At 42.3% G+C, this 19,085-nt stretch carries 21 protein-coding genes, 2 tRNA genes and 1 pseudogene; 19 read left to right on the top strand and 5 right to left on the bottom strand.

What is annotated here, in order from left to right:
- The 14 genes from cydB to aroG all read left to right on the top strand — a co-directional run bounded on the left by cydB (position 1) and on the right by aroG (position 9,793).
- Positions 1-1,140 carry a cytochrome d ubiquinol oxidase subunit II gene (gene cydB / locus BM135_RS03885; RefSeq protein WP_092518009.1) on the top strand — a complete coding sequence of 380 codons (1,140 nt, stop codon included), beginning with the start codon at positions 1-3 and terminating at the stop codon, positions 1,138-1,140.
- Between the two features lie 11 nt (positions 1,141-1,151).
- The gene (gene cydX / locus BM135_RS03880) at positions 1,152-1,268 is read left to right on the top strand and encodes a cytochrome bd-I oxidase subunit CydX (protein WP_092518007.1); all 117 of its coding nucleotides are present in this window, start codon (positions 1,152-1,154) and stop codon (positions 1,266-1,268) included.
- Positions 1,268-1,555 (top strand): cyd operon protein YbgE, encoded by a 288-nt coding sequence (ybgE, locus tag BM135_RS03875; protein WP_092518005.1) that lies wholly within the window; start codon positions 1,268-1,270, stop codon positions 1,553-1,555. The genes cydX and ybgE overlap by 1 nt, the downstream gene beginning before the upstream one ends.
- A 114-nt stretch (positions 1,556-1,669) precedes the next feature.
- Entirely contained in the window at positions 1,670-2,074 is a 405-nt protein-coding gene (gene ybgC, locus BM135_RS03870; RefSeq protein WP_092518003.1) for a tol-pal system-associated acyl-CoA thioesterase, read from the top strand.
- Positions 2,071-2,760, top strand: a complete 690-nt coding sequence (gene tolQ / locus BM135_RS03865; protein WP_092518001.1) for a Tol-Pal system protein TolQ — start codon at positions 2,071-2,073, stop codon at positions 2,758-2,760. The genes ybgC and tolQ overlap by 4 nt, the downstream gene beginning before the upstream one ends.
- A gap of 24 nt (positions 2,761-2,784) precedes the next feature.
- Complete coding sequence (gene tolR / locus BM135_RS03860) at positions 2,785-3,216, top strand: colicin uptake protein TolR (RefSeq protein WP_092517999.1); 432 nt, start codon at positions 2,785-2,787, stop codon at positions 3,214-3,216.
- A 35-nt stretch (positions 3,217-3,251) separates the two neighbouring features.
- Complete coding sequence (gene tolA, locus BM135_RS03855; RefSeq protein ID WP_175485939.1) at positions 3,252-4,331, top strand: cell envelope integrity protein TolA; 1,080 nt, start codon at positions 3,252-3,254, stop codon at positions 4,329-4,331.
- Positions 4,332-4,521: 190 nt separating this feature from the next.
- On the top strand, positions 4,522-5,820 hold the full coding sequence (tolB, locus tag BM135_RS03850) for a Tol-Pal system beta propeller repeat protein TolB (RefSeq protein ID WP_175485953.1): 1,299 nt from the start codon (positions 4,522-4,524) through the stop codon (positions 5,818-5,820).
- Positions 5,821-5,862: 42 nt separating this feature from the next.
- Positions 5,863-6,369 carry a peptidoglycan-associated lipoprotein Pal gene (gene pal, locus BM135_RS03845; protein WP_092517986.1) on the top strand — a complete coding sequence of 169 codons (507 nt, stop codon included), beginning with the start codon at positions 5,863-5,865 and terminating at the stop codon, positions 6,367-6,369.
- Between the two features lie 9 nt (positions 6,370-6,378).
- Entirely contained in the window at positions 6,379-7,155 is a 777-nt protein-coding gene (gene cpoB / locus BM135_RS03840; protein WP_092517985.1) for a cell division protein CpoB, read from the top strand.
- Positions 7,156-7,310: 155 nt separating this feature from the next.
- Positions 7,311-7,386: transfer RNA gene (locus tag BM135_RS03835), tRNA-Lys, on the top strand.
- Between the two features lie 31 nt (positions 7,387-7,417).
- A tRNA-Lys gene (locus BM135_RS03830) sits at positions 7,418-7,493 on the top strand.
- 281 nt (positions 7,494-7,774) lie between these two features.
- The gene (gene pnuC / locus BM135_RS03820) at positions 7,775-8,476 is read left to right on the top strand and encodes a nicotinamide riboside transporter PnuC (RefSeq protein ID WP_092517984.1); all 702 of its coding nucleotides are present in this window, start codon (positions 7,775-7,777) and stop codon (positions 8,474-8,476) included.
- A gap of 264 nt (positions 8,477-8,740) precedes the next feature.
- Positions 8,741-9,793, top strand: a complete 1,053-nt coding sequence (gene aroG, locus BM135_RS03810; protein ID WP_092517982.1) for a 3-deoxy-7-phosphoheptulonate synthase AroG — start codon at positions 8,741-8,743, stop codon at positions 9,791-9,793.
- A 75-nt stretch (positions 9,794-9,868) separates the two neighbouring features.
- On the opposite strand, the gene gpmA is transcribed toward aroG, so the two are convergent.
- The 4 genes and pseudogenes from gpmA to BM135_RS03790 form a co-directional block, all read right to left on the bottom strand.
- Entirely contained in the window at positions 9,869-10,621 is a 753-nt protein-coding gene (gene gpmA, locus BM135_RS03805; protein ID WP_092517981.1) for a 2,3-diphosphoglycerate-dependent phosphoglycerate mutase, read from the bottom strand.
- Between the two features lie 235 nt (positions 10,622-10,856).
- Positions 10,857-11,714, bottom strand: coding sequence for a CPBP family intramembrane glutamic endopeptidase (locus BM135_RS03800; protein ID WP_092517980.1), 858 nt, complete (start codon positions 11,712-11,714; stop codon positions 10,857-10,859).
- Between the two features lie 211 nt (positions 11,715-11,925).
- On the bottom strand, positions 11,926-13,410 hold the full coding sequence (gene modF, locus BM135_RS03795; protein ID WP_092517979.1) for a molybdate ABC transporter ATP-binding protein ModF: 1,485 nt from the start codon (positions 13,408-13,410) through the stop codon (positions 11,926-11,928).
- Positions 13,411-13,552: 142 nt separating this feature from the next.
- Positions 13,553-13,741: pseudogene (locus tag BM135_RS03790) on the bottom strand (molybdenum-dependent transcriptional regulator); the annotation flags it as partial.
- 210 nt (positions 13,742-13,951) lie between these two features.
- On the opposite strand from BM135_RS03790, the gene BM135_RS03785 reads away from it, so the two are divergent.
- From BM135_RS03785 to modC, 4 genes are all read left to right on the top strand, one after another.
- Entirely contained in the window at positions 13,952-14,092 is a 141-nt protein-coding gene (locus tag BM135_RS03785) for an AcrZ family multidrug efflux pump-associated protein (RefSeq protein ID WP_092517978.1), read from the top strand.
- A 244-nt stretch (positions 14,093-14,336) separates the two neighbouring features.
- Positions 14,337-15,107: a molybdate ABC transporter substrate-binding protein gene (gene modA, locus BM135_RS03780; protein ID WP_092517976.1), complete on the top strand. Its 771-nt coding sequence runs from the start codon at positions 14,337-14,339 to the stop codon at positions 15,105-15,107.
- Between the two features lie 17 nt (positions 15,108-15,124).
- A complete protein-coding gene (gene modB, locus BM135_RS03775; RefSeq protein WP_092517974.1) occupies positions 15,125-15,817 on the top strand; it encodes a molybdate ABC transporter permease subunit in 693 nt (230 codons plus the stop codon).
- Complete coding sequence (gene modC / locus BM135_RS03770) at positions 15,811-16,875, top strand: molybdenum ABC transporter ATP-binding protein ModC (protein ID WP_175485951.1); 1,065 nt, start codon at positions 15,811-15,813, stop codon at positions 16,873-16,875. The genes modB and modC overlap by 7 nt, the downstream gene beginning before the upstream one ends.
- Positions 16,876-17,018: 143 nt before the next feature.
- Here modC and BM135_RS03765 read toward each other — a convergent pair whose 3' ends face one another.
- Complete coding sequence (locus BM135_RS03765) at positions 17,019-17,834, bottom strand: pyridoxal phosphatase (protein ID WP_092517970.1); 816 nt, start codon at positions 17,832-17,834, stop codon at positions 17,019-17,021.
- A 149-nt stretch (positions 17,835-17,983) separates the two neighbouring features.
- Between BM135_RS03765 and pgl the strand changes: the two genes are divergently transcribed.
- Positions 17,984-18,970, top strand: a complete 987-nt coding sequence (gene pgl / locus BM135_RS03760; protein ID WP_092517968.1) for a 6-phosphogluconolactonase — start codon at positions 17,984-17,986, stop codon at positions 18,968-18,970.
- Positions 18,971-19,085 lie beyond the last annotated feature (115 nt).

Below are 19,085 nucleotides of genomic sequence, written 5' to 3'. Positions count from 1 at the left end.
ATGCTTGATTATGATGTATTACGATTTATATGGTGGCTGCTGATCGGTGTGTTATTTATCGGTTTCACAGTGACTGATGGTTTCGATATGGGAGTAGGTATCCTGCTGAAAATCATTGGTAAAAATGATACCGAACGCCGCATCATGATTAACTCAATTGCCCCGCACTGGGATGGTAACCAAGTTTGGTTAATTACCGCTGGTGGTGCTTTGTTTGCAGCATGGCCAATGGTATATGCTGCTGCTTTCTCTGGCTTTTATGTGGCAATGATTCTAGTCTTGGCTGCATTATTTTTCCGTCCGGTTGGTTTTGATTACCGTTCAAAACTAGAAAGCAGTAAATGGCGAAATATGTGGGATTGGGGACTGGTTATCGGTAGCTTTGTACCTGCATTGGTTATCGGGGTTGCATTCGGTAATTTACTGCAAGGCGTACCGCTGGCTGTGAATTCTGACATGCGCGTCTCCTATGAAGGTTCGTTCTTTGGGCTGCTGAATCCTTATGGATTACTGGCTGGTGTGATTAGTTTGATGATGATTGTGACGCAAGGTGCAACTTACTTGCAGATGCGTACAATCGGTGAATTGCACCTTCGCTCCCGTACCGCGACTCATGTTTGTGCAGCGATAACGGCAGTTGCATTTCTGTTGGCAGGTATATGGCTGATTTATGGCATTGATGGCTATGTTGTAACGGGAGGGTTGGATGTTAATGCAGCATCTAATCCGTTGCATAAGGAAGTGGTTCAGCAGGCAGGTGCATGGTTGACCAACTTCAATAATTATCCGATTCTGTGGTCTATACCTGTGCTGGGAGTACTTCTCCCTCTGCTGACTATGCTGGCTACTTGGATGGATAAAGGTGGTTGGGCATTTCTGTTCTCATCATTGACAGTAACTTGCATTATTCTGACTTCAGGTATTGCTATGTTCCCGTTTGTGATGCCATCAAGTCTTGATCCGAATGTCAGTCTGACCATGTGGGATGCAACATCCAGCCAGTGGACGTTGCAAATTATGTTCGTTGTTGCACTTATCTTCATTCCTATTGTGTTGTCTTACACCATTTGGTGTTATTACAAAACATTCGGGCGTTTGGATAAGAACTATATTGAAAACAACAAACACTCACTGTACTAAGGAGCATAGGCATGTGGTATTTTGCTTGGATTCTCGGAACGCTCTTGGCTTGTAGCTTCGCTGTCATTGCTGCTTTGGCACTTGAGCATAATGAATCACGAAAAGCGTCTGAGAGTGACAAAAAATAATGTTGGTTGATAAATGCTACCAGCTTATGGATAAGAGCCTATTGAGGGCTCTTATCCTCATCATGGCTTTAACGCTTGCTGCATGTATGTTTTGGGACCCTGCGCGTTTTGCTGCGAATACCAGTTCCCTACAAATATGGCAGGGTATCTTATTGATTTGGGCAGTTTGTTCTGGTGTCACTTTTGGTGTCGGTTTTCATCCTAAACGTATTATCTGGCGTTTGTTTTTTCATCCATTACCTGCATTTTTCATTCTTCTTTTTGGTTTATATCATTTCTTTAAGTAAACTAATTACGATTTTATCGGCTGACAGCCGATAAAATTTTTTTACTAACAAGTCATTCCAAAGCGCTATTGTCTTAAGTATAGTGACAACGTCAATTCGCCTAATTAGGATTATATGAGTAATATGTTATTCCGTTGGCCTATCCGTGTTTACTATGAAGACACAGATGCTAGTGGTGTGGTTTATCACGCTCGATATTTGTTCTTTTACGAAAGAGCTCGTACAGAGATGTTGCGTGAAAAAGGCTTTCACCAGCAGTATATGTTAGATGAACAAGTTGGTTTTGTTGTTAGTCGTATGACGATTGACTATCGGAAACCAGCAAAGTTGGACGATCAGCTGGTTGTTGAAAGCGAAGTTACAAATATCCGGGGCGCTTCTCTGACATTTATTCAACGAATAGTTGATTGCAATGGCGTAACTATCAGCAGCGCAGAATGCTTGGTTGTCTGTGTGAATTCATCTCAAATGAAGCCTATTGCGCTTCCAAAGTCTATTGTCGCGGAGTTTAAGCAGTGACTGACATGAACATCCTTGATTTATTCCTTAAGGCAGGTTTCTTAGTGCAGCTGATCATGTTGATTTTGATTGGCTTCTCTGTCGTTTCTTGGGCAATCATTATCCAACGAACAAAGCTCCTTAATGCTGCGAGCCGTGAGGCAGAAGCATTTGAAGATAAGTTTTGGTCTGGTATTGAATTATCTCGTCTTTATAAAGAAAGTCAGTCGCGCCGTGATTCGTTAAGTGGTACTGAGCAGATATTCCATTCCGGGTTTAAAGAATTTGCTCGTTTACACCAGGCAAATAACCATGCACCAGAAGCTGTTATCACAGGTGCTTCCCGTGCGATGCGTATTTCACTCAATCGTGAACTGGAAACATTGGAAAATCATATCCCGTTTTTGGGGACAGTGGGTTCTATCAGTCCTTATATTGGTTTGTTTGGTACGGTGTGGGGGATCATGCATGCCTTTATTGCTTTGGGAGCCGTTAAACAGGCGACTCTGCAAATGGTTGCCCCAGGTATTGCTGAAGCCCTGATTGCAACAGCTATCGGTCTGTTTGCAGCAATTCCTGCGGTGATGGCTTATAACCGCCTGAACCAACGTGTTAACAAACTAGAACAAATGTACGATAATTTTATGGAAGAATTCTTGGCTATTCTGCACCGTCAGGCTTTTGCTTCCAATACCAATAAGTCGTAATAAATCGTAAGGGGAAATCAGCGAATGGCGCGCACTCGTAGTCGCAGACGTGAGCTAAAATCCGAGATCAATATCGTCCCCTTGCTGGACGTGTTGCTGGTATTGCTGCTTATTTTCATGGCAACAGCACCGATTATCACGCAAAGCGTAGAAGTCGATTTACCTGAAGCGGTGGATTCAAAAACAGTTTCCAGCACTGAGAATCCATCGGTCATTGTGGAAGTTTCTGGGGTAGGGCAATACAACATGGTTGTTAACCAGGAGCGTTTGGAATTGTTACCTGAACAGCAAATTGTTGCAGAAGCTCAAACTTTGATTAAAGCTAATCCGAAAACAATTTTCCTGATTGGTGGTTCTAAGGAAGTTCCTTATGATGAAATTATCAAAGCGTTGAATATGCTTCGCCAGGCGGGTGTAAAATCGGTGGGTTTAATGACTCAACCTATCGGAGCCTGATAGCGGCTGTCACTTAAAGTTTCTGGATGTCGAGCGTGGGAAAGACAAGCGAACAAAACAATAGGCTGAATCGCGCCATTATCATTTCTGTAATATTGCACATTATCCTGATCGGTTTTCTGATTTGGGGTTCTTTGGTGCAAAAAATGGAAATGGGTGGTGGTGGAAAAGACGGTACTGTCATTGATGCTGTGATGGTTGATCCGAATGCTGTAGTTCAACAATATAATCAGCAGCAACAGCAACAGGCCAATGCAAAGTTAGCGGAACAACAGCGGAAGAAAAAGGCTGAACAGCAGGCTGCTGAATTGCGTGCAAAGCAGGCGGAAGAACAGGAACGTTTGAAAATAGCTGAAGAAGAGCGAATTAAAGCACAGCAGTCGGCTGAAGCGCAGAAAAAACAGTCCGAGGCAGCCGCTGCTAAAGCGTTTGAAGAGCAAAAGCAGGCTGATGCCGCTGCTGCTAAAGCCCGTGAAGAGCAAAAACAGGCGGAAGAAGCGGCAGCAAAAGCACTGGCAGAAAAAGACAGGATCTTAAAAGAACAGGCGGAAGCTCGACAGAAAGCAGAAGCTCAGGCAAAGAAAGAAGCGGAAGAGGCTGCAAAACGTAAAGCAGCGGCTGAGGCAAAAGCTAAAGCAGAAGCTAAAGCAAAGGCTGAGGCGGAAGCTAAAGCGAAAGCAGAAGAAGAGGCTAAGGCGAAAGCAGAAGCTAAGGCGAAAGCAGAAGCAGCGAAACAGGCTCAAGCAGTTGATGATTTATTAGGTGGATTGACCTCCAATACACCTAAGCTGGGCGGCGCAGCTGCGGCAGGAAAAGGTGGGGCTAAGAAAAGCGGTCCTTCTGATTCCGATATTAGTAATTACAAGGGACAAATTCAGGCTGCGATCCAACATAATTTTCGTGATCCAGCTCTGTATATCGGACGTACTTGTGATTTAAATATAAAACTGGCACCAGATGGATTGCTGATTGATATCAAAGCAGGGGCTGGTGATCCAGCTTTGTGTAGAGCAGCGCTTGCAGCGGCTAATCAGGCAAAGAAAATGCCACGTCCACCAAGTAACGAGATTTATGAACATTTCAAGAGTTTCACTCTAGACTTTAAGCCACAGTAAAGTAAATATTTAGTGTGAACGTGTTATTTGTTAGGTAAATCTTCGAATTATTTATATGTACAAACAAAATTATTAGATTTTATTTAGGTATCTAGTTTTGTTTGTTGGCGTTTGTTAGAATCCGGCGGATTATTGCGGGCATATAAAAGATCGCGATAAGGGAGAAATGATGAAGCAAACTTTTGAACAAATGTTTAAACAGAAGTTTAGAATAATATTGAGCTTTCTGATGATGTGGGCTGTGTTTGCTCATGCAGAAGTCCGTATTGAAATTACACAAGGTGTTGATTCTGCTCGTCCTATTGGGATTGTCCCATTTAAATGGTCTGGTGCAGGAGACGCCCCTGAAAATATTAGTTCAATTATTGCTGCGGATTTAAGAAACAGTGGGAAATTTAATCCGATTGATCCAAATCGTATGCCGCAACAACCGGCGATTGCCTCAGAAGTAACGCCTGCTGCTTGGTCTGCTCTTGGAATCGACTCAGTGGTTGTCGGACATATTCAGCCAAGTGCGGATGGTAAATTTCTTGTTTCTTATCAGCTTGTTGATGTTGCTGGTGCACCGGGAACTGTGTTGGAACAAAATCAGTTCACAATCGATAAAAAATGGTTACGCTTTGCAGCACACACAGTCAGTGATCAGGTATTTGAAAAACTGACAGGTATTAAAGGTGCATTTCGTACCCGTCTAGCTTATGTCGTCAAAAACAGCAATGAGGGTAAATTTCCATATGAGCTGTATGTTTCTGATTATGATGGCTATAACCAAACTCGGATACACCGTTCACCGGAACCACTGATGTCACCAGCATGGTCTCCAGATGCTTCCAAACTTGCCTATGTTACGTTTGAAGGTGGTCGCTCTGCGTTGATTATTCAAACTTTGGCAACAAGTGCTGTACGTCAGGTAGCTTCATTCCCTCGTCATAACGGAGCACCTGCATTTTCCCCGGATGGGACTAAACTTGCCTTTGCATTATCTAAAACAGGTAGTTTAAATCTTTATGTGATGGATTTAGCTTCTGGCCAAATCCGTCAGGTCACTGATGGCCGCAGTAATAATACTGAGCCAAGCTGGATGCCGGATAACCAGACATTGGTCTATACCTCAGATCAGGGCGGTCGTCCGCAGTTGTACAAAATTGATATTAATGGCGGTGCTCCACAACGCCTAACTTGGGAAGGATCACAGAACCAAGATGCAGATGTTAGCCCTGACGGTAGTTTTGTCGTGATGGTTAGCTCGGCAAGTGGCAGTCAGCATATCGCTAAACAAGATCTGGCAACGGGATCTGTCCAAATTTTGACAGATACGTTTCTGGATGAAACGCCGAGTATCGCACCTAATGGCACTATGGTGATTTATAGCTCTACTCAAGGGTGGGGAACTATATTGCAGCTAGTTTCGACTGATGGGCGTTTCAAAGCGCGTCTTCCGGCTACCAATGGACAGGTAAAATCTCCTGCCTGGTCGCCGTATCTGTGATGCATAATAATATGTATGGCAAACTATAAAAGGATCAAAGAGATGCAACTGAACAAAGTGCTAAAAGGGCTGATGTTAGCTTTACCAATCATGGCCGTAGCAGCGTGTACTACTAACAAAAATGGCAACAATGATCAGTCTAGTGTAGGCACTGTTGATAATTCTTCTAAATCAACAGGTCTGTCTGCTGAAGAATTAGCACGTCAGCAGATGCAAGAGCTGCAGAACAAAAGCATCGTATACTTCGGTTTCGATAAGTATGATATCAACAGCGAATTTGCTCAGATGCTGGATGCCCACGCTGCATTCCTGCGCACTAACCCATCTGTTAAAGTTACTATCGAAGGTCACGCAGATGAGCGTGGTACTCCAGAGTACAATATCGCTCTGGGTGAGCGCCGTGCAAACGCAGTGAAAATGTATCTGCAAGGCAAAGGCGTTTCTGCTGATCAGCTCGCTATCGTTTCTTACGGTAAAGAAAAACCGGCTGTACTTGGCCATGACGAAGCAGCGTACTCTAAAAACCGTCGCGCTGTAATCGTATACTAAGAGTAATGCATGAACAGTAACTTCAGACGTTATATGTTGGGTCTGTCGTTATTGGTTGGCGTAGCGGCTCCTTGGGTCGCTACTGCCCGAGCGCCAATCAATAATGTCGGCTCAGGCTCCACCGATGAACGCCTCTCCCAATTAGAGCGTATTTCTGACGCTCACAGTCAATTATTAACTCAACTCCAGCAACAGCTTTCTGATTCCCAACGTGATATTGATATGCTCCGTGGTCAAATTCAGGAGAGTCAGTATCAATTAAATCAGGTCATTGAACGTCAAAAAAATCTTTATTTACAGTTAGATAAAATAACCAATCCATCAAGTGCGGAAAGTTCAGACTCAGAAAATCGTAATGCAGCGCCTTCGGCACAAGGTGATAATAGGCAATCCGCCGCACCTGTGAGTACGGGAAGTGAAAAGGGTGATTACGATGCTGCCGTTTCTTTGGCTATTAATACCAAAGAATATGATAAAGCGATTGTGGCATTTCAAAATTTTGTCAAAATCTATCCTAAGTCTAAGTACTTATCGAATACTAATTATTGGTTAGGACAATTGAATTACAACAAAGGCAAAAAAGACGATGCGGCTTATTATTTTGCCACTGTTGTGAAAGATTATCCTAAGTCGCAAAAAAGCAGTGACTCCCTGTATAAAGTTGGTGTAATCATGCAGGAAAAGGGACAAAAGGCTAAAGCGAAAGCTGTTTATCAGCAGGTGGTTAAGCAATATCCTGGTACTAATGCAGCAAAAATGGCTGAGAAAAAGCTTTCTGGGATGTAATAATTATCCCCAAAAGATCAAATATCGGTCTTTTTGGGGTAATTGTCTGATTAATAGACATTCAAACAATTTTTCTAAAATAAATGTTGCGCCCTACTGAGAAATCAGTAATATATGCCGCCGTTGGCAAGGATAACTGCCAAACAGATTTAGATGGGTCGTTAGCTCAGTCGGTAGAGCAGTTGACTTTTAATCAATTGGTCGCAGGTTCGAATCCTGCACGACCCACCATTTAAATCCTCAATTCATGCACTCCTTAGATGGGTCGTTAGCTCAGTCGGTAGAGCAGTTGACTTTTAATCAATTGGTCGCAGGTTCGAATCCTGCACGACCCACCATTTAAATTCTCAATTCATGCACTCCTTAGATGGGTCGTTAGCTCAGTCGGTAGAGTAGTTGAATTTTAATCAATAGGTCGCAGGTTCGAGTCGAGCGAAGCGAGACAACGATGCGCCAGCATCGGCCTAAGACCTTTAAAATACTTAAAGACTTTTTTATTTAAATTCGCTATCGTGTTTAGTATGTAAAACCAAAAAGAGCAAAATAACCTATTTGTCTCGTAATTTCACGTTTGTTATATAGATATACTAAACATTATTTATGGTAAGGATAAGAAAGCATGGATTTTTTCAATATCAATAACATATTAGTACATATACCATTAGGAACAGACGGTTATGACCTTTCATATATTGAAGCGATTAGTACGATAGCAGGGTTATTATGTATTTGGCTCGCCAGTCAGGAGAAAATCATTAATTACCTATTTGGGCTAATTAATGTTTCACTGTTTGCCGTCATCTTCTTCCAAATTCAACTCTACGCCAGCCTCATTTTGCAAGTCTTTTTCTTCGCGGCCAATATCTATGGTTGGTATGCATGGAGCCGAGTGAATGAGCAAAAACAAGTAGAGCTTAAAATTCGTTGGCTTAATCCTAAACAGATGGCTACTGTTGCCGCGATTTCAATTTTTGCCATATTGATCATGACATTCAATATCGATCAAGTATTTGGTTATATGGCAAAAATAGTGGTGCTTGCTCTACAGGGAATGGGGTCTAATATCACTATGCCTGAGCTACAGCCAGATGCTTTCCCATTCTGGGATTCAGTAATGACGGTATTATCCATAGTAGCTATGATTCTGATGACTCGTAAGCATGTAGAAAACTGGCTGATTTGGGTCATCATCAATGTTATCAGTGTAGTGATTTATTATTATCAAGGTGTTCTGGCGATGTCGCTGCAATATATTATTTTGACAGGTATCGCACTAAATGGTGCTCACCTGTGGATCAAGGCAGCTAAACATAACGGATAACAAGCAAAATAAAATATAAATTAACACTGATCATCGGCCATAGGATTAATCTATGGCCTGTTATTTGGCATCTTTGCTGCAAAGTATTTTCTTCTTATCAGTCTATTTATTTGAATTAACATCATTTTTACGTTCGATGATTTTTTATATCAAAAAAGTACCCTATTTTTACTCACAAAGATTATTTACAGCACAACGCCTAACAGTTAGATTGAAATCACAAAATTATTTCAAATAACTGTAAATACATTGGGTGAAAGGATAATGAATTACCAGAATGACGATATAAGAATAAGAAAAATAACGGAATTACTACCACCAGTAGCGCTACTCGAAAAATTTCCTGCGACAGAAGATAGTGCTATTACAGTTCGCAAGGCACGTGAATCTATTCATAATATTTTAATTGGTGAAGATGATCGTCTATTAGTAGTGATTGGTCCATGTTCAATTCATGATCCACAAGCGGCATTAGAATATGCAAGGCGCTTGAATCAATTACGTGAAGAACTGAAAGATGATTTGGAAATCATTATGCGGGTTTACTTTGAAAAGCCCCGCACAACTATAGGCTGGAAAGGACTGATCAACGATCCAAACATGGATTGCAGTTTTGATATCAACGATGGATTATGTACTGCCCGTAATCTATTGCTTGATATTAATAATATGGGGTTGCCTGCGGCTGGCGAGTTCCTTGATATGATTAGCCCCCAATATTTAGCAGATCTCATGAGCTGGGGTGCGATAGGAGCACGTACAACAGAATCTCAGGTTCATCGCGAATTGGCATCTGGGCTGTCTTGTCCGGTTGGATTCAAAAATGGCACGGATGGAACAATTAAAGTCGCCATTGATGCTATCAATTCAGCCAGCTCATCACATTGTTTCTTGTCTGTCACGAAATGGGGTCACTCTGCGATTGTTAATACGACAGGTAACCACGATTGCCATATTATTCTGCGTGGTGGCAAAGAGCCTAATTACAGCGCCAAGCATGTCAGTGAGGTTAAAGAAGGGTTAGAGAAAGCTGGTTTAGCTCCTCGCGTGATGATTGACTTTAGCCATGCAAATAGTGCAAAGCAGTTTAAACGACAAATGGATGTAGGTGTGGATGTCTGTGGTCAGATTGCAGGCGGCGAAAATGCGATCATTGGTGTTATGGTTGAAAGCCACTTAGTTGAAGGAAATCAAAATCTGGAGAGTAATAAGCCTTTGGTTTATGGTCAGAGTGTGACAGATGCTTGTATTGGTTGGGAAGATACAGAAACCTTACTGCGTCAATTATCTCAGGCTATCAAGAGCCGCAGAAGCTAATTTATTGTAATAACATCATAAAAAAGCCGGAAATCAATCCGGCTTTTAACATTTCTTTTGCGTGATCCTTGAGAATTACTTCGCTTTACCCTGATTTGCAACTGCTGCCGCTTTTGCTGCGATTTCATCAGCGTTGCCCAAATAATAGTGTTTGATAGGTTTCATGTTCTCATCAAACTCGTAAACCAGTGGTACAGCAGTTGGAATATTCAGCTCAAGAATTGCTTCTTCGCTCATATTATCCAGATACTTCACCAGTGCACGCAGGGAGTTACCATGAGCAGCGATGATAACTTTTTCACCTTTTTCTACGCGTGGCTTGATAACTTCTTCCCAATAAGGGACAACACGCTCAATAGTGGTTGCAAGGCTTTCAGTTACTGGGAGTTCTTCAGGTTTAAGATTTGCGTAACGAGGATCGTGGCCTGGGTAACGTTCATCATCTTGGGTCAAATCAGGAGGAGTAATCGCGAAGCCACGGCGCCACAATTTAACTTGATCATCACCGTACTTAGCTGCGGTTTCTGCTTTGTCCAGACCTTGCAATGCACCGTAGTGACGTTCATTCAATTTCCAGCTTTTTTCAACAGACAGCCATTGCTGATCGACCTGGTCCAGAATATTCCACAAAGTGTGAATGGCACGTTTTAAAACGGAAGTGTAGGCGAAATCAAAAGTGAAGCCTTCTTCTTTCAGCAGTTGACCAGCTTGTTGTGCTTCAGAGCGGCCTTTGTCTGACAATTCAACATCAGTCCAGCCAGTAAAACGGTTCTCTTTGTTCCACTCACTTTCTCCGTGCCTTACAAGAACCAGTTTAGTTACAGCCATAGCTTAAACTCCTATCAGTACTTTTTAATACGAAATGAAAAGATCGCTGCGGGCATTATATGGCGCGATAGACCAAAACGGCAAACAATAGTCTCGTATCTTCTGTTTTAAATCATGTTTGCTGATAATTACGGCGATCACATATTTGATGAGGAGAAAGGAATGAAAGGCGGTGTTTGATCTGAACTGTATCCCGGTAATAGAGTGTGACAATTCAGATCAAATAGAATTCAGTTTAATGTATGACTACTGATTTTATTGGGTAGGTGAAAAACAGCAGGTGTATCAGATTGAGGGAAAAATGGAAAGCAACAGCCACCCATAAACGACCGCTCCACATCCATGTCACACCATAAATTAACCCTGCCAGAGTGGCGAAAATCATCAGTAAACCACCACCAGCAAAATGGGCTCCGCCAAAAATCAGAGAGGTAATGACAAGAGCTAAGTAAGGGTTCATCCATTGACTTAACTTTTGCTGAATATAGCCACGAAACAGCGCTTCTTCAGCCAAAGAGACAAAGAAAATATTAGCGATGACAAAAGCAGGGAACCAACTAGGTAAATGAAGTTCAACCGATAATCCGTCTAATGCTGTTGCAAGCCCTAATAATGCCGGGATGGCTACGATCAACAGTGCCCATCCATGAGGAGGTGCCTCAACCAAAGGTTTTCGGGTGAACAGAGTAGGCATACAGAATATTAGGACAAATGGCAGTAATGCCTTATCAAAGTTGAAATACATTGAAAAAGGTGCGCTGAGCGAGCCAGTCTGTACTTTGTCCAGATATTTGAGATTATGAAATCCTGGAATGTAATGCATAAATAGCAAAATACCGCCAGTAAGCAATAACAACTCGATAATAATTCTGATGGCAAAATATTTTTTGCTGTTTTTTTTACAGCCGCTATTTTTTTTACAATAAATGTGTGCCACACCTAATAGAGTCATCACTGTCAGCGTGATGATAGCGGGATAGGTAAGTACGTTAGTGCTGATCCCCGCAATGATAGCGAAGAGTGCGATGAAAAAAGCAATTTTCTGGCAACGATCTAAAAGAGCCAATGAAGCGGCAAGTAATGCCCAAGCCATATAATTCCCTGTTATCTTTGAAAAAACCAATGAAATAGTCTAAAAATAGGCGGTGATTTTATAGTAATGGTTAAAAAATTCAAAAATAATAACAAAAAATATCAAAAAAATATTACTTGATTTTAGAAAGAATGATTGGAAAGAGCGATAACACTGGATTCCCCTCTATCAAGAGAGGAACCACAGTAACGTGCAGAAGTAGAAAAGAAGATTACAGCGATTCTAGGGAAACACTCTCGGTTTTATATCGATAAATATCACCATCAGGTATAAATCGCAGACGATGAGTAATACACTTTGGCGCATCTTCCTGATGATGGGAAACAAACAGGAGCTGCGTATCACCGCTGGAAATCATGATATCAATAAAGCGCAGAACTAACTGGCGGTTTAAGGGATCAAGCCCCTGCAAAGGTTCATCCAGAATCAATAATGCGGGATGTTTCACTAGAGCGCGGGCAATTAAAACAAGCCGCTGTTGTCCCCATGACAAACTATGAAAAGGGCTAATTGCTGTTGAAGCAGATAATCCCAATAAGTCCAGCCAATTATCAGCTAACTGTTGCTGACGATCTGAAACAGCCTGATAAAGTCCTATTGAATCGAAGAAACCTGAAAGAATGACATTTCGAACGCTGGTACTGGCACGATACTCAAGATGAACATTGTTACTGACATAACCAATGTGGCGTTTAATGTCCCAAATCGTTTCCCCGCTTCCTCGTTGACGGCCAAATAATATTAATTCATTGCTGTAACCTTGGGGATGATCGCCTGTAATCAGACTAAGAAGTGTCGATTTTCCAGCACCATTTTCACCGATGACCTGCCAGTGTTCACTGGGATTCACTTGCCAGCTTAAGCCATGCAAAATGGGTTTGTCATTGTATTGAACAATAACATTATGCATTGACACCAATGGCTGATTAGTCGGGCGTTGTTCATCAGCCTGTAATTCATCTGTTTCGGGAAGGTGAATATTTTTCAGTTCCTCACTGTGTGCTAACTGTGCCACGAGAGATTCTGCCAAAATACGCTCTTTTTTCCCGCTCAACGTCAGGTGGCAATCCGCCAGTACACCAATTTGTTCGACAAAATCAGGAATTTCATGGAATCGGGTCAACACCAAAACTAAAGTAATGCCTTTTGTAGCCAGAGAATTCAATAACTGGGCAAGTTGATCTCGTGCATAAGCATCCAGTCCATCAAAAGGTTCATCAAGAATAAGCAGGTCAGGATTTACCATCAATGCCTGACACAGCAGAACCTTACGAACTTCCCCCGTTGAGAGGTACTTGAATCGTCGCGAGAGCAAATCCTTAATACCAAAATACTCGCTTAATTCAAGGCACAATTCATTGTCTTTATGATGAAGTTGAATGATATCCGCAGCCGTGCGTCCGGTATCCTCTTCTCCTTCACTGAGTAAATCTGTATTGTTGCGTTGCCATTCTTCATCAATCAGTTTTTGCAATTGTTCGAATGATAGACGTATTGGTGTATGAAACGAACAATGACGTTCACCTACCAGTTGAATTAACTCATCGGACAGAGCACGGGCTAACGAAGATTTTCCACTACCATTTGCGCCAACAAAAGCCCAATTTTCCTCAGAAATAATTTTTAGTGACGGTAGCCGTAGGGTACGGGTGTCACTTAAACGGAAACTACCTTGCGTTATTTGCAATTCAGACATTCTTCTTCCTTTTTAAGCAACATCAACTAAAGGATCATCAGAAATAAGCGGAATAATGTTCAATGTCAATGCGTAGCTGTCTGTTATTCATTGAGGGTTAATAATTTTTGAAATCGATTGAGCATAGTTTTAGCGGGATACCATATTGTTGAATATTCTCGTGGTTACGTTTAATGATCGTACCGAAGAATTGATTTCGGGCACTGGTTTGTAACGAAAAGCGAGATATAGCGGCGAGTAAGCTGTCCAAGGGTAGAGAATCTTCTTTCAGGGCATCAAACGCTTTTTGTTGAATTTTTTACAGCAGATCATAAAGTTGCAACAGGCGTTGTTGCAATTTCAGTGTTAATAATATTTGGGCTTGCATAGTGATTCATTTCAGGCAAATATTTGAGAGTTTTCACAACAGAACCCTAAGAATCGCACGTTTCGTCGGTTACTGTTACTTTTTTATTGTCTAGAATAGCTAGATTAGCGTCTGTGTATATCAGAATCAGTTATGACACAGTTAATTTGTTAGTCATTCAGGAATGAGGTTAGCATGTTTGAATTGCTTAAAAGTATGGGATTTTCACTGATTATGGTTCCCGTCGTAATGGCTGCTATTTTGGCGTTGATTTACGGGCTTGGAGGATTGTTTAATATTATTTCCAAAAGAGAAACAAAAGGTATTGAACGGTAGTTTTGGTCTAATTTTATCTCTATTTCTATCTCTATCTGGTTTCTTCTTCATAGGCCTGTATATCCTGGATTCAGCCCGCTGACAAACCCCGTTTGAAACAACAGGGTTTGTTTTTTCATTTAATTAATATAAAAAGCTAAAACTGGCTCACAACTTGCCGATTAATCTTGGAATAGCATTTTCATTTAACGTTGTATTTTGTTATATGCAACGCACCATATTGGTTATCTTAGGTGAGTGTCAAATGAAAAAGAAAGTTTATCAGTTGCTGACAGGGGCTGTGGTCTCTTTTGCGCTTGTTGGAAACGTCTGGGCAACAGATAAAGTGACGGTTTTTGCGGCTGCTTCATTAACTAACACACTTGATGATATTGCGGCACAGTACAAAAAAGAAAAACAGGGAGATATTGTTGCTTCTTACGCTTCATCTTCGACCCTAGCTCGTCAGATAGAGCAGGGAGCACCTGCGGATATTTTTATTTCTGCCGATCAGCAGTGGATGAATTATGCTACTGATAAACAATTAATTGCTGAGAATACCCGTCATACCTTATTGGGTAATCAGCTTGTACTGATAGCTCCCAAAGGGAGCAAATTAGACAAAATTGACATCAACCGAGAAACAAAATGGAAATCTTTACTAACGGGAGAGCGCTTAGCTGTTGGCGATCCTGATCATGTGCCAGTTGGTATTTATGCCAAGGAATCGCTGCAATATTTGAATGCATGGGATACGGTCAACCCACTAATGGCACGCACTAACAATGTGCGTAGTGGTATGGCGCTGGTGGAACGAGCTGAAGCCCCGCTGGGCATTGTTTATGGCTCTGATGCCGTTGCCAGCAATAAGGTGAAAGTTGTGGGTGTTTTCCCACCGGAAAGCCATAAACCGGTGGAATATCCGGTTGCAATAATCAAAGGCCATGAAAAACAGGCTGTTCATGATTTTTATGATTATCTTAAAACCCCTGAAGCCGCTGCAATTTTTAAACGCTACGGTTTTAGTCCTCTGTAGGAACTGATCTTTTGGAGATGTTAAGTGAATATGAATGGCAGGCAATTTTACTGAGCTTAAAAATCTCAGGGATTGCTGTGTTATTCAGTTTGCCATTCGGGATATTAATGGCATGGATGCTGGCTCGTTGCCAGTTTTTTGGGAAATCCCTGCTTGACAGCATTATCCATTTGCCACTGGTATTACCACCGGTGGTAGTGGGATATCTGTTGCTCATCAGCATGGGGCGTCGTGGAGTAATTGGTGAATTCCTTTATGACTGGCTTGGTGTCAGTTTTGTATTTAATTGGATAGGCGCTGCGTTAGCTTCGGCTGTAGTGGCTTTTCCGCTGATGGTCAGAGCCATTCGGTTGTCGCTGGAGAGCATAGATCGGCGTTTGGAACAGGCCGCTCGTACTTTGGGGGCGAATTCGCTTAAAGTCTTTTTCACCATTACCCTGCCGCTGTCATTACCCGGCATCATTGTTGGTGCGGTATTGGCGTTCGCCCGATCGTTGGGGGAATTTGGGGCAACCATTACCTTTGTGTCGAATATTCCGGGGGAAACCCGCACTATTCCCCTTGCCATGTATACCTTGATAGAAACGCCTGGTGCGGAAACAGCCGCAGCCCGTCTGTGCGTAATTGCAATTGCATTAGCGCTGATTTCATTGATGCTTTCCGAATGGCTGACACGTTGGGGGAGAAAACGTTTGGGGGCAGCATGTTAGAAGTGGATTTTGAGCAGCATTTGGGTGAGCTGCATATGCAGGTTGATACTACGTTGCCAACAGAAAGCATTACCGCCATATTTGGGCTTTCGGGAGCAGGAAAGACCTCATTAATCAACGCCATTGCGGGATTGAGCCGTCCACAAAAAGGTCGCATTGTTTTAAATGGCTCCACTTTAGTGGATACCGAACAAAATATCTTTCTGCCGCCAGAAAAGCGCCGGATTGGTTATGTATTTCAGGATGCACGCCTTTTCCCGCATTATCGTGTGAAGGGAAACTTACAATACGGTATGGCACCAGAGATGAAACCGCAGTTTGACAGCATCATTGGCTTATTGGGGATTGAGCATTTACTGTCACGTTTTCCCATCACATTATCTGGCGGAGAAAAACAGCGGGTAGCGATTGGTCGTGCATTACTGACTGCACCTGAAATCTTGCTGATGGATGAGCCATTGGCATCATTAGATTTACCACGTAAGCGCGAGTTATTACCCTATCTCGAAAAATTGTCCGAAGATGTCAAAATTCCGATCCTGTATGTGAGCCATAGTTTGGATGAAATTTTACGCTTGGCAGATAATGTCATTGTCATGGACGATGGAAAAATCAGGGCGACAGGGACTTTGGAAGACGTTTGGTCAAGCAGTGCACTGCGTCCGTGGCTGCAAAAAGAGAGTCTTGGCAGCATACTGAAAGTATCGGTCATGGAACACTATCAGCGTTATCAAATGACCGCAGTTGCGGTGGCTGACAAAATTCTTTGGCTACCACAAACTAATGCCTCTCCGGGAACTGATTTGCGTATCCGCATTGATGCATCAGACGTTTCCTTAGTTTTGGAGCCTCCAAAAAACAGCAGCATCCGTAATACTTTACAAGTAAAAATCATTGAATTTTTTGAAGAAAATGGTCAGGTTGATGTTAAATTGGCACTGAGTGAACATAGCCTATGGGCGAGAATTACACCTTGGGCGCGGGAAGAGCTTAATCTGCGGGTAGGACAATGGCTGTATGCGCAGATAAAGAGTATTTCCTTAAATCGTCACTTATGAGTACGCAGGAAACTGTATTCATAGGAAAGTATATACGTAGGAAATGATGTATATAGAGTTATGTATGTAGGGAGTGCAGCAGTGACCATCTCATGACTGATTCACTCCCATTTTATACCCACTCCCAATAATGCCAAAGGTAATTACAGAACGTATTTTCGAAGGACTTCAGCAATGCCGGGCTGGGTATTATCCCGTGTGACAATATCTGCCCGGTCTTTGACAGCATCGACGCCATTTCCCATAGCGACTCCCAGTCCAGCGCTTCCCAGCATGCTGAGATCGTTATAATTATCACCAAAAGCAATCACATCTTTCATGCTCATACCTTGCGACTCCACCCATTGCTGTAACCGCATACCTTTGCTATTACCTTTTTTAGCTATATCTATCTGATCAAACCATGACCATTCACACTCAAGGCCAATATTTTTCTCAATTTGTTCACTAATCTCACGTAGTTTTACTAAATTGGGTGAGCTGGTAGCGAATTTCCAAATGAAATTCACATTGTGGATTGCATCTTGAAAGTTTTCTGCTTGCTGGATATTAGGGCGTTGGTGCTCCGGCAGAGAATCCGACCATGCAAGGGTTCGGGCTACAGTGTGAGGAAATTGATATAAAATGGCATCATCAACATACATCAGATGCTGAATTTCCGTATCTTGCAGGTAGGAAAGTGCTTGAGAGGCTTCTTGGATAGAGAGTGGATTAGAGGCCAAGACTTTCTTTTCATGATAATCATATGAATAAGTTCCATTGCAACAAATGGCAGGAGTATCAAGTTGCAGCGCTTGATAGAAAGGATGGATGGCGACATGATGGCGTCCAGTCACAATCAGAACTTTGATACCTGATTGGCGGGCTTCATTTAGGGCAGCCAGTGATTCTGGCAAAATACGTTTTTGTGGATCGAGTAGTGTTCCATCTAGATCCAGCGCGATAACGCGATATGACATGAGTTGGCCTCTGGGTTGTCTATGATATAAACAAAATAATATACAGTAGTTGAACATAATTAAACTGTCATATGAGCAGTTTAGCAGACAAAACTTTTCAAGAATCTTTATAGATCAATGAAATGGCAATGAAGCATTAAGGAGAGAACATGAAACAGGTGGTTTATACAGCCAGCCCAAGCAGCCGACAAATTCACGTATGGTCGCTTAATGTGGCAGGAGAACTTTCGCTTCTCCAGACCGTGAACGTGCCAGGTGAAGTACAGCCAATGGTCGTTAATCCTGATGGCAAACATTTATATGTAGGAATTCGTCCTCAATTCAGTATCGTGACTTATGCGATTGAGGAAGATGGACGCCTTAGACAGCAGGCCATTGCACCATTGCCGGGTAGTCCGACCCATATATCCACTGACAGAACAGGACGTTTTTTATTTTCTGCTTCTTACAGCTTCAATAACTTAAGTGTCCATCCTATTGATGAAACTGGAATCGTCAAAGCAGCGTGCCAAATTGTAGAAGGCCTGCAAGCGCCACACTCTGCCAATATTGATCGTGAAAATCGACAATTACTGGTTCCATGCCTGAAAGAAGATCATATTCGTATTTTCAATTTGGACGAACAGGGTTATCTGACAGAAAACCGAGCAGATAAAATTACCACAGCAGCGGATGCAGGCCCACGCCATATGGCATTTCATCCGAAAAAGCAAGCGACCTACTGCCTTAATGAATTGGATTCAGCGGTTGACGTTCTGCGTAAATGGGAAAAATACCGTATTGTGCAATCAATCGATTCGTTGCCAACAGATTTTTCCAACGTTCGTTGGTCGGCAGATATTCACATTACACCTGATGGTCGACATCTTTATACCAGTGAACGTTCAGAGAGCCTTATCAGCCATTTCCGTATTTCAGAAGATGGCTATCATCTGACATTAGCGGGACATTATCCGACAGAAACCCAGCCTCGTGGTTTTGCCATTGATCACAGTGGTCATTTCCTGATTGCGTCAGGGCAGAAATCGGATCATATTTCAGTGTCACATATTGATAAATATTCCGGAAAATTGACTCAACTGGCACGTTATCCGGTTGGAAAATCTCCGATGTGGGTTACGGTATTGGCATTGTAAACCTGAGCCGCGCTATTTTTGAGGGTGTCGCAAAAGGGGGGAGGTCATTTTTTCAACGTGTCAAGTTGAGCCCATATCCCCTTTTTTAGTGCCTGTTACTTGTACGAATAACAGG

The organism is Xenorhabdus japonica, from assembly GCF_900115195.1.
GTDB lineage: Bacteria > Pseudomonadota > Gammaproteobacteria > Enterobacterales > Enterobacteriaceae > Xenorhabdus > Xenorhabdus japonica.
Note: the sequence above shows the minus strand (reverse complement) of the source record. Positions and strands in the feature narration are given on the sequence as shown.

Coding starts and splice junctions, on each gene's coding strand:
- cydX (WP_092518007.1), top strand. CDS start 1,152: ATGTGGTATTTTGCTTGGATTCTCGGAACGCTCTTGGCTTGTAGCTTC.
- pgl (WP_092517968.1), top strand. CDS start 17,984: ATGAAACAGGTGGTTTATACAGCCAGCCCAAGCAGCCGACAAATTCAC.
- gpmA (WP_092517981.1), bottom strand. CDS start 10,621: ATGGCTGTAACTAAACTGGTTCTTGTAAGGCACGGAGAAAGTGAGTGG.
- BM135_RS03800 (WP_092517980.1), bottom strand. CDS start 11,714: ATGGCTTGGGCATTACTTGCCGCTTCATTGGCTCTTTTAGATCGTTGC.
- cpoB (WP_092517985.1), top strand. CDS start 6,379: ATGAACAGTAACTTCAGACGTTATATGTTGGGTCTGTCGTTATTGGTT.
- tolR (WP_092517999.1), top strand. CDS start 2,785: ATGGCGCGCACTCGTAGTCGCAGACGTGAGCTAAAATCCGAGATCAAT.
- ybgC (WP_092518003.1), top strand. CDS start 1,670: ATGAGTAATATGTTATTCCGTTGGCCTATCCGTGTTTACTATGAAGAC.
- ybgE (WP_092518005.1), top strand. CDS start 1,268: ATGTTGGTTGATAAATGCTACCAGCTTATGGATAAGAGCCTATTGAGG.
- BM135_RS03785 (WP_092517978.1), top strand. CDS start 13,952: ATGTTTGAATTGCTTAAAAGTATGGGATTTTCACTGATTATGGTTCCC.
- pal (WP_092517986.1), top strand. CDS start 5,863: ATGCAACTGAACAAAGTGCTAAAAGGGCTGATGTTAGCTTTACCAATC.
- modB (WP_092517974.1), top strand. CDS start 15,125: ATGTTAAGTGAATATGAATGGCAGGCAATTTTACTGAGCTTAAAAATC.
- pnuC (WP_092517984.1), top strand. CDS start 7,775: ATGGATTTTTTCAATATCAATAACATATTAGTACATATACCATTAGGA.
- modA (WP_092517976.1), top strand. CDS start 14,337: ATGAAAAAGAAAGTTTATCAGTTGCTGACAGGGGCTGTGGTCTCTTTT.
- modC (WP_175485951.1), top strand. CDS start 15,811: ATGTTAGAAGTGGATTTTGAGCAGCATTTGGGTGAGCTGCATATGCAG.
- aroG (WP_092517982.1), top strand. CDS start 8,741: ATGAATTACCAGAATGACGATATAAGAATAAGAAAAATAACGGAATTA.
- modF (WP_092517979.1), bottom strand. CDS start 13,410: ATGTCTGAATTGCAAATAACGCAAGGTAGTTTCCGTTTAAGTGACACC.
- tolB (WP_175485953.1), top strand. CDS start 4,522: ATGTTTAAACAGAAGTTTAGAATAATATTGAGCTTTCTGATGATGTGG.
- BM135_RS03765 (WP_092517970.1), bottom strand. CDS start 17,834: ATGTCATATCGCGTTATCGCGCTGGATCTAGATGGAACACTACTCGAT.
- cydB (WP_092518009.1), top strand. CDS start 1: ATGCTTGATTATGATGTATTACGATTTATATGGTGGCTGCTGATCGGT.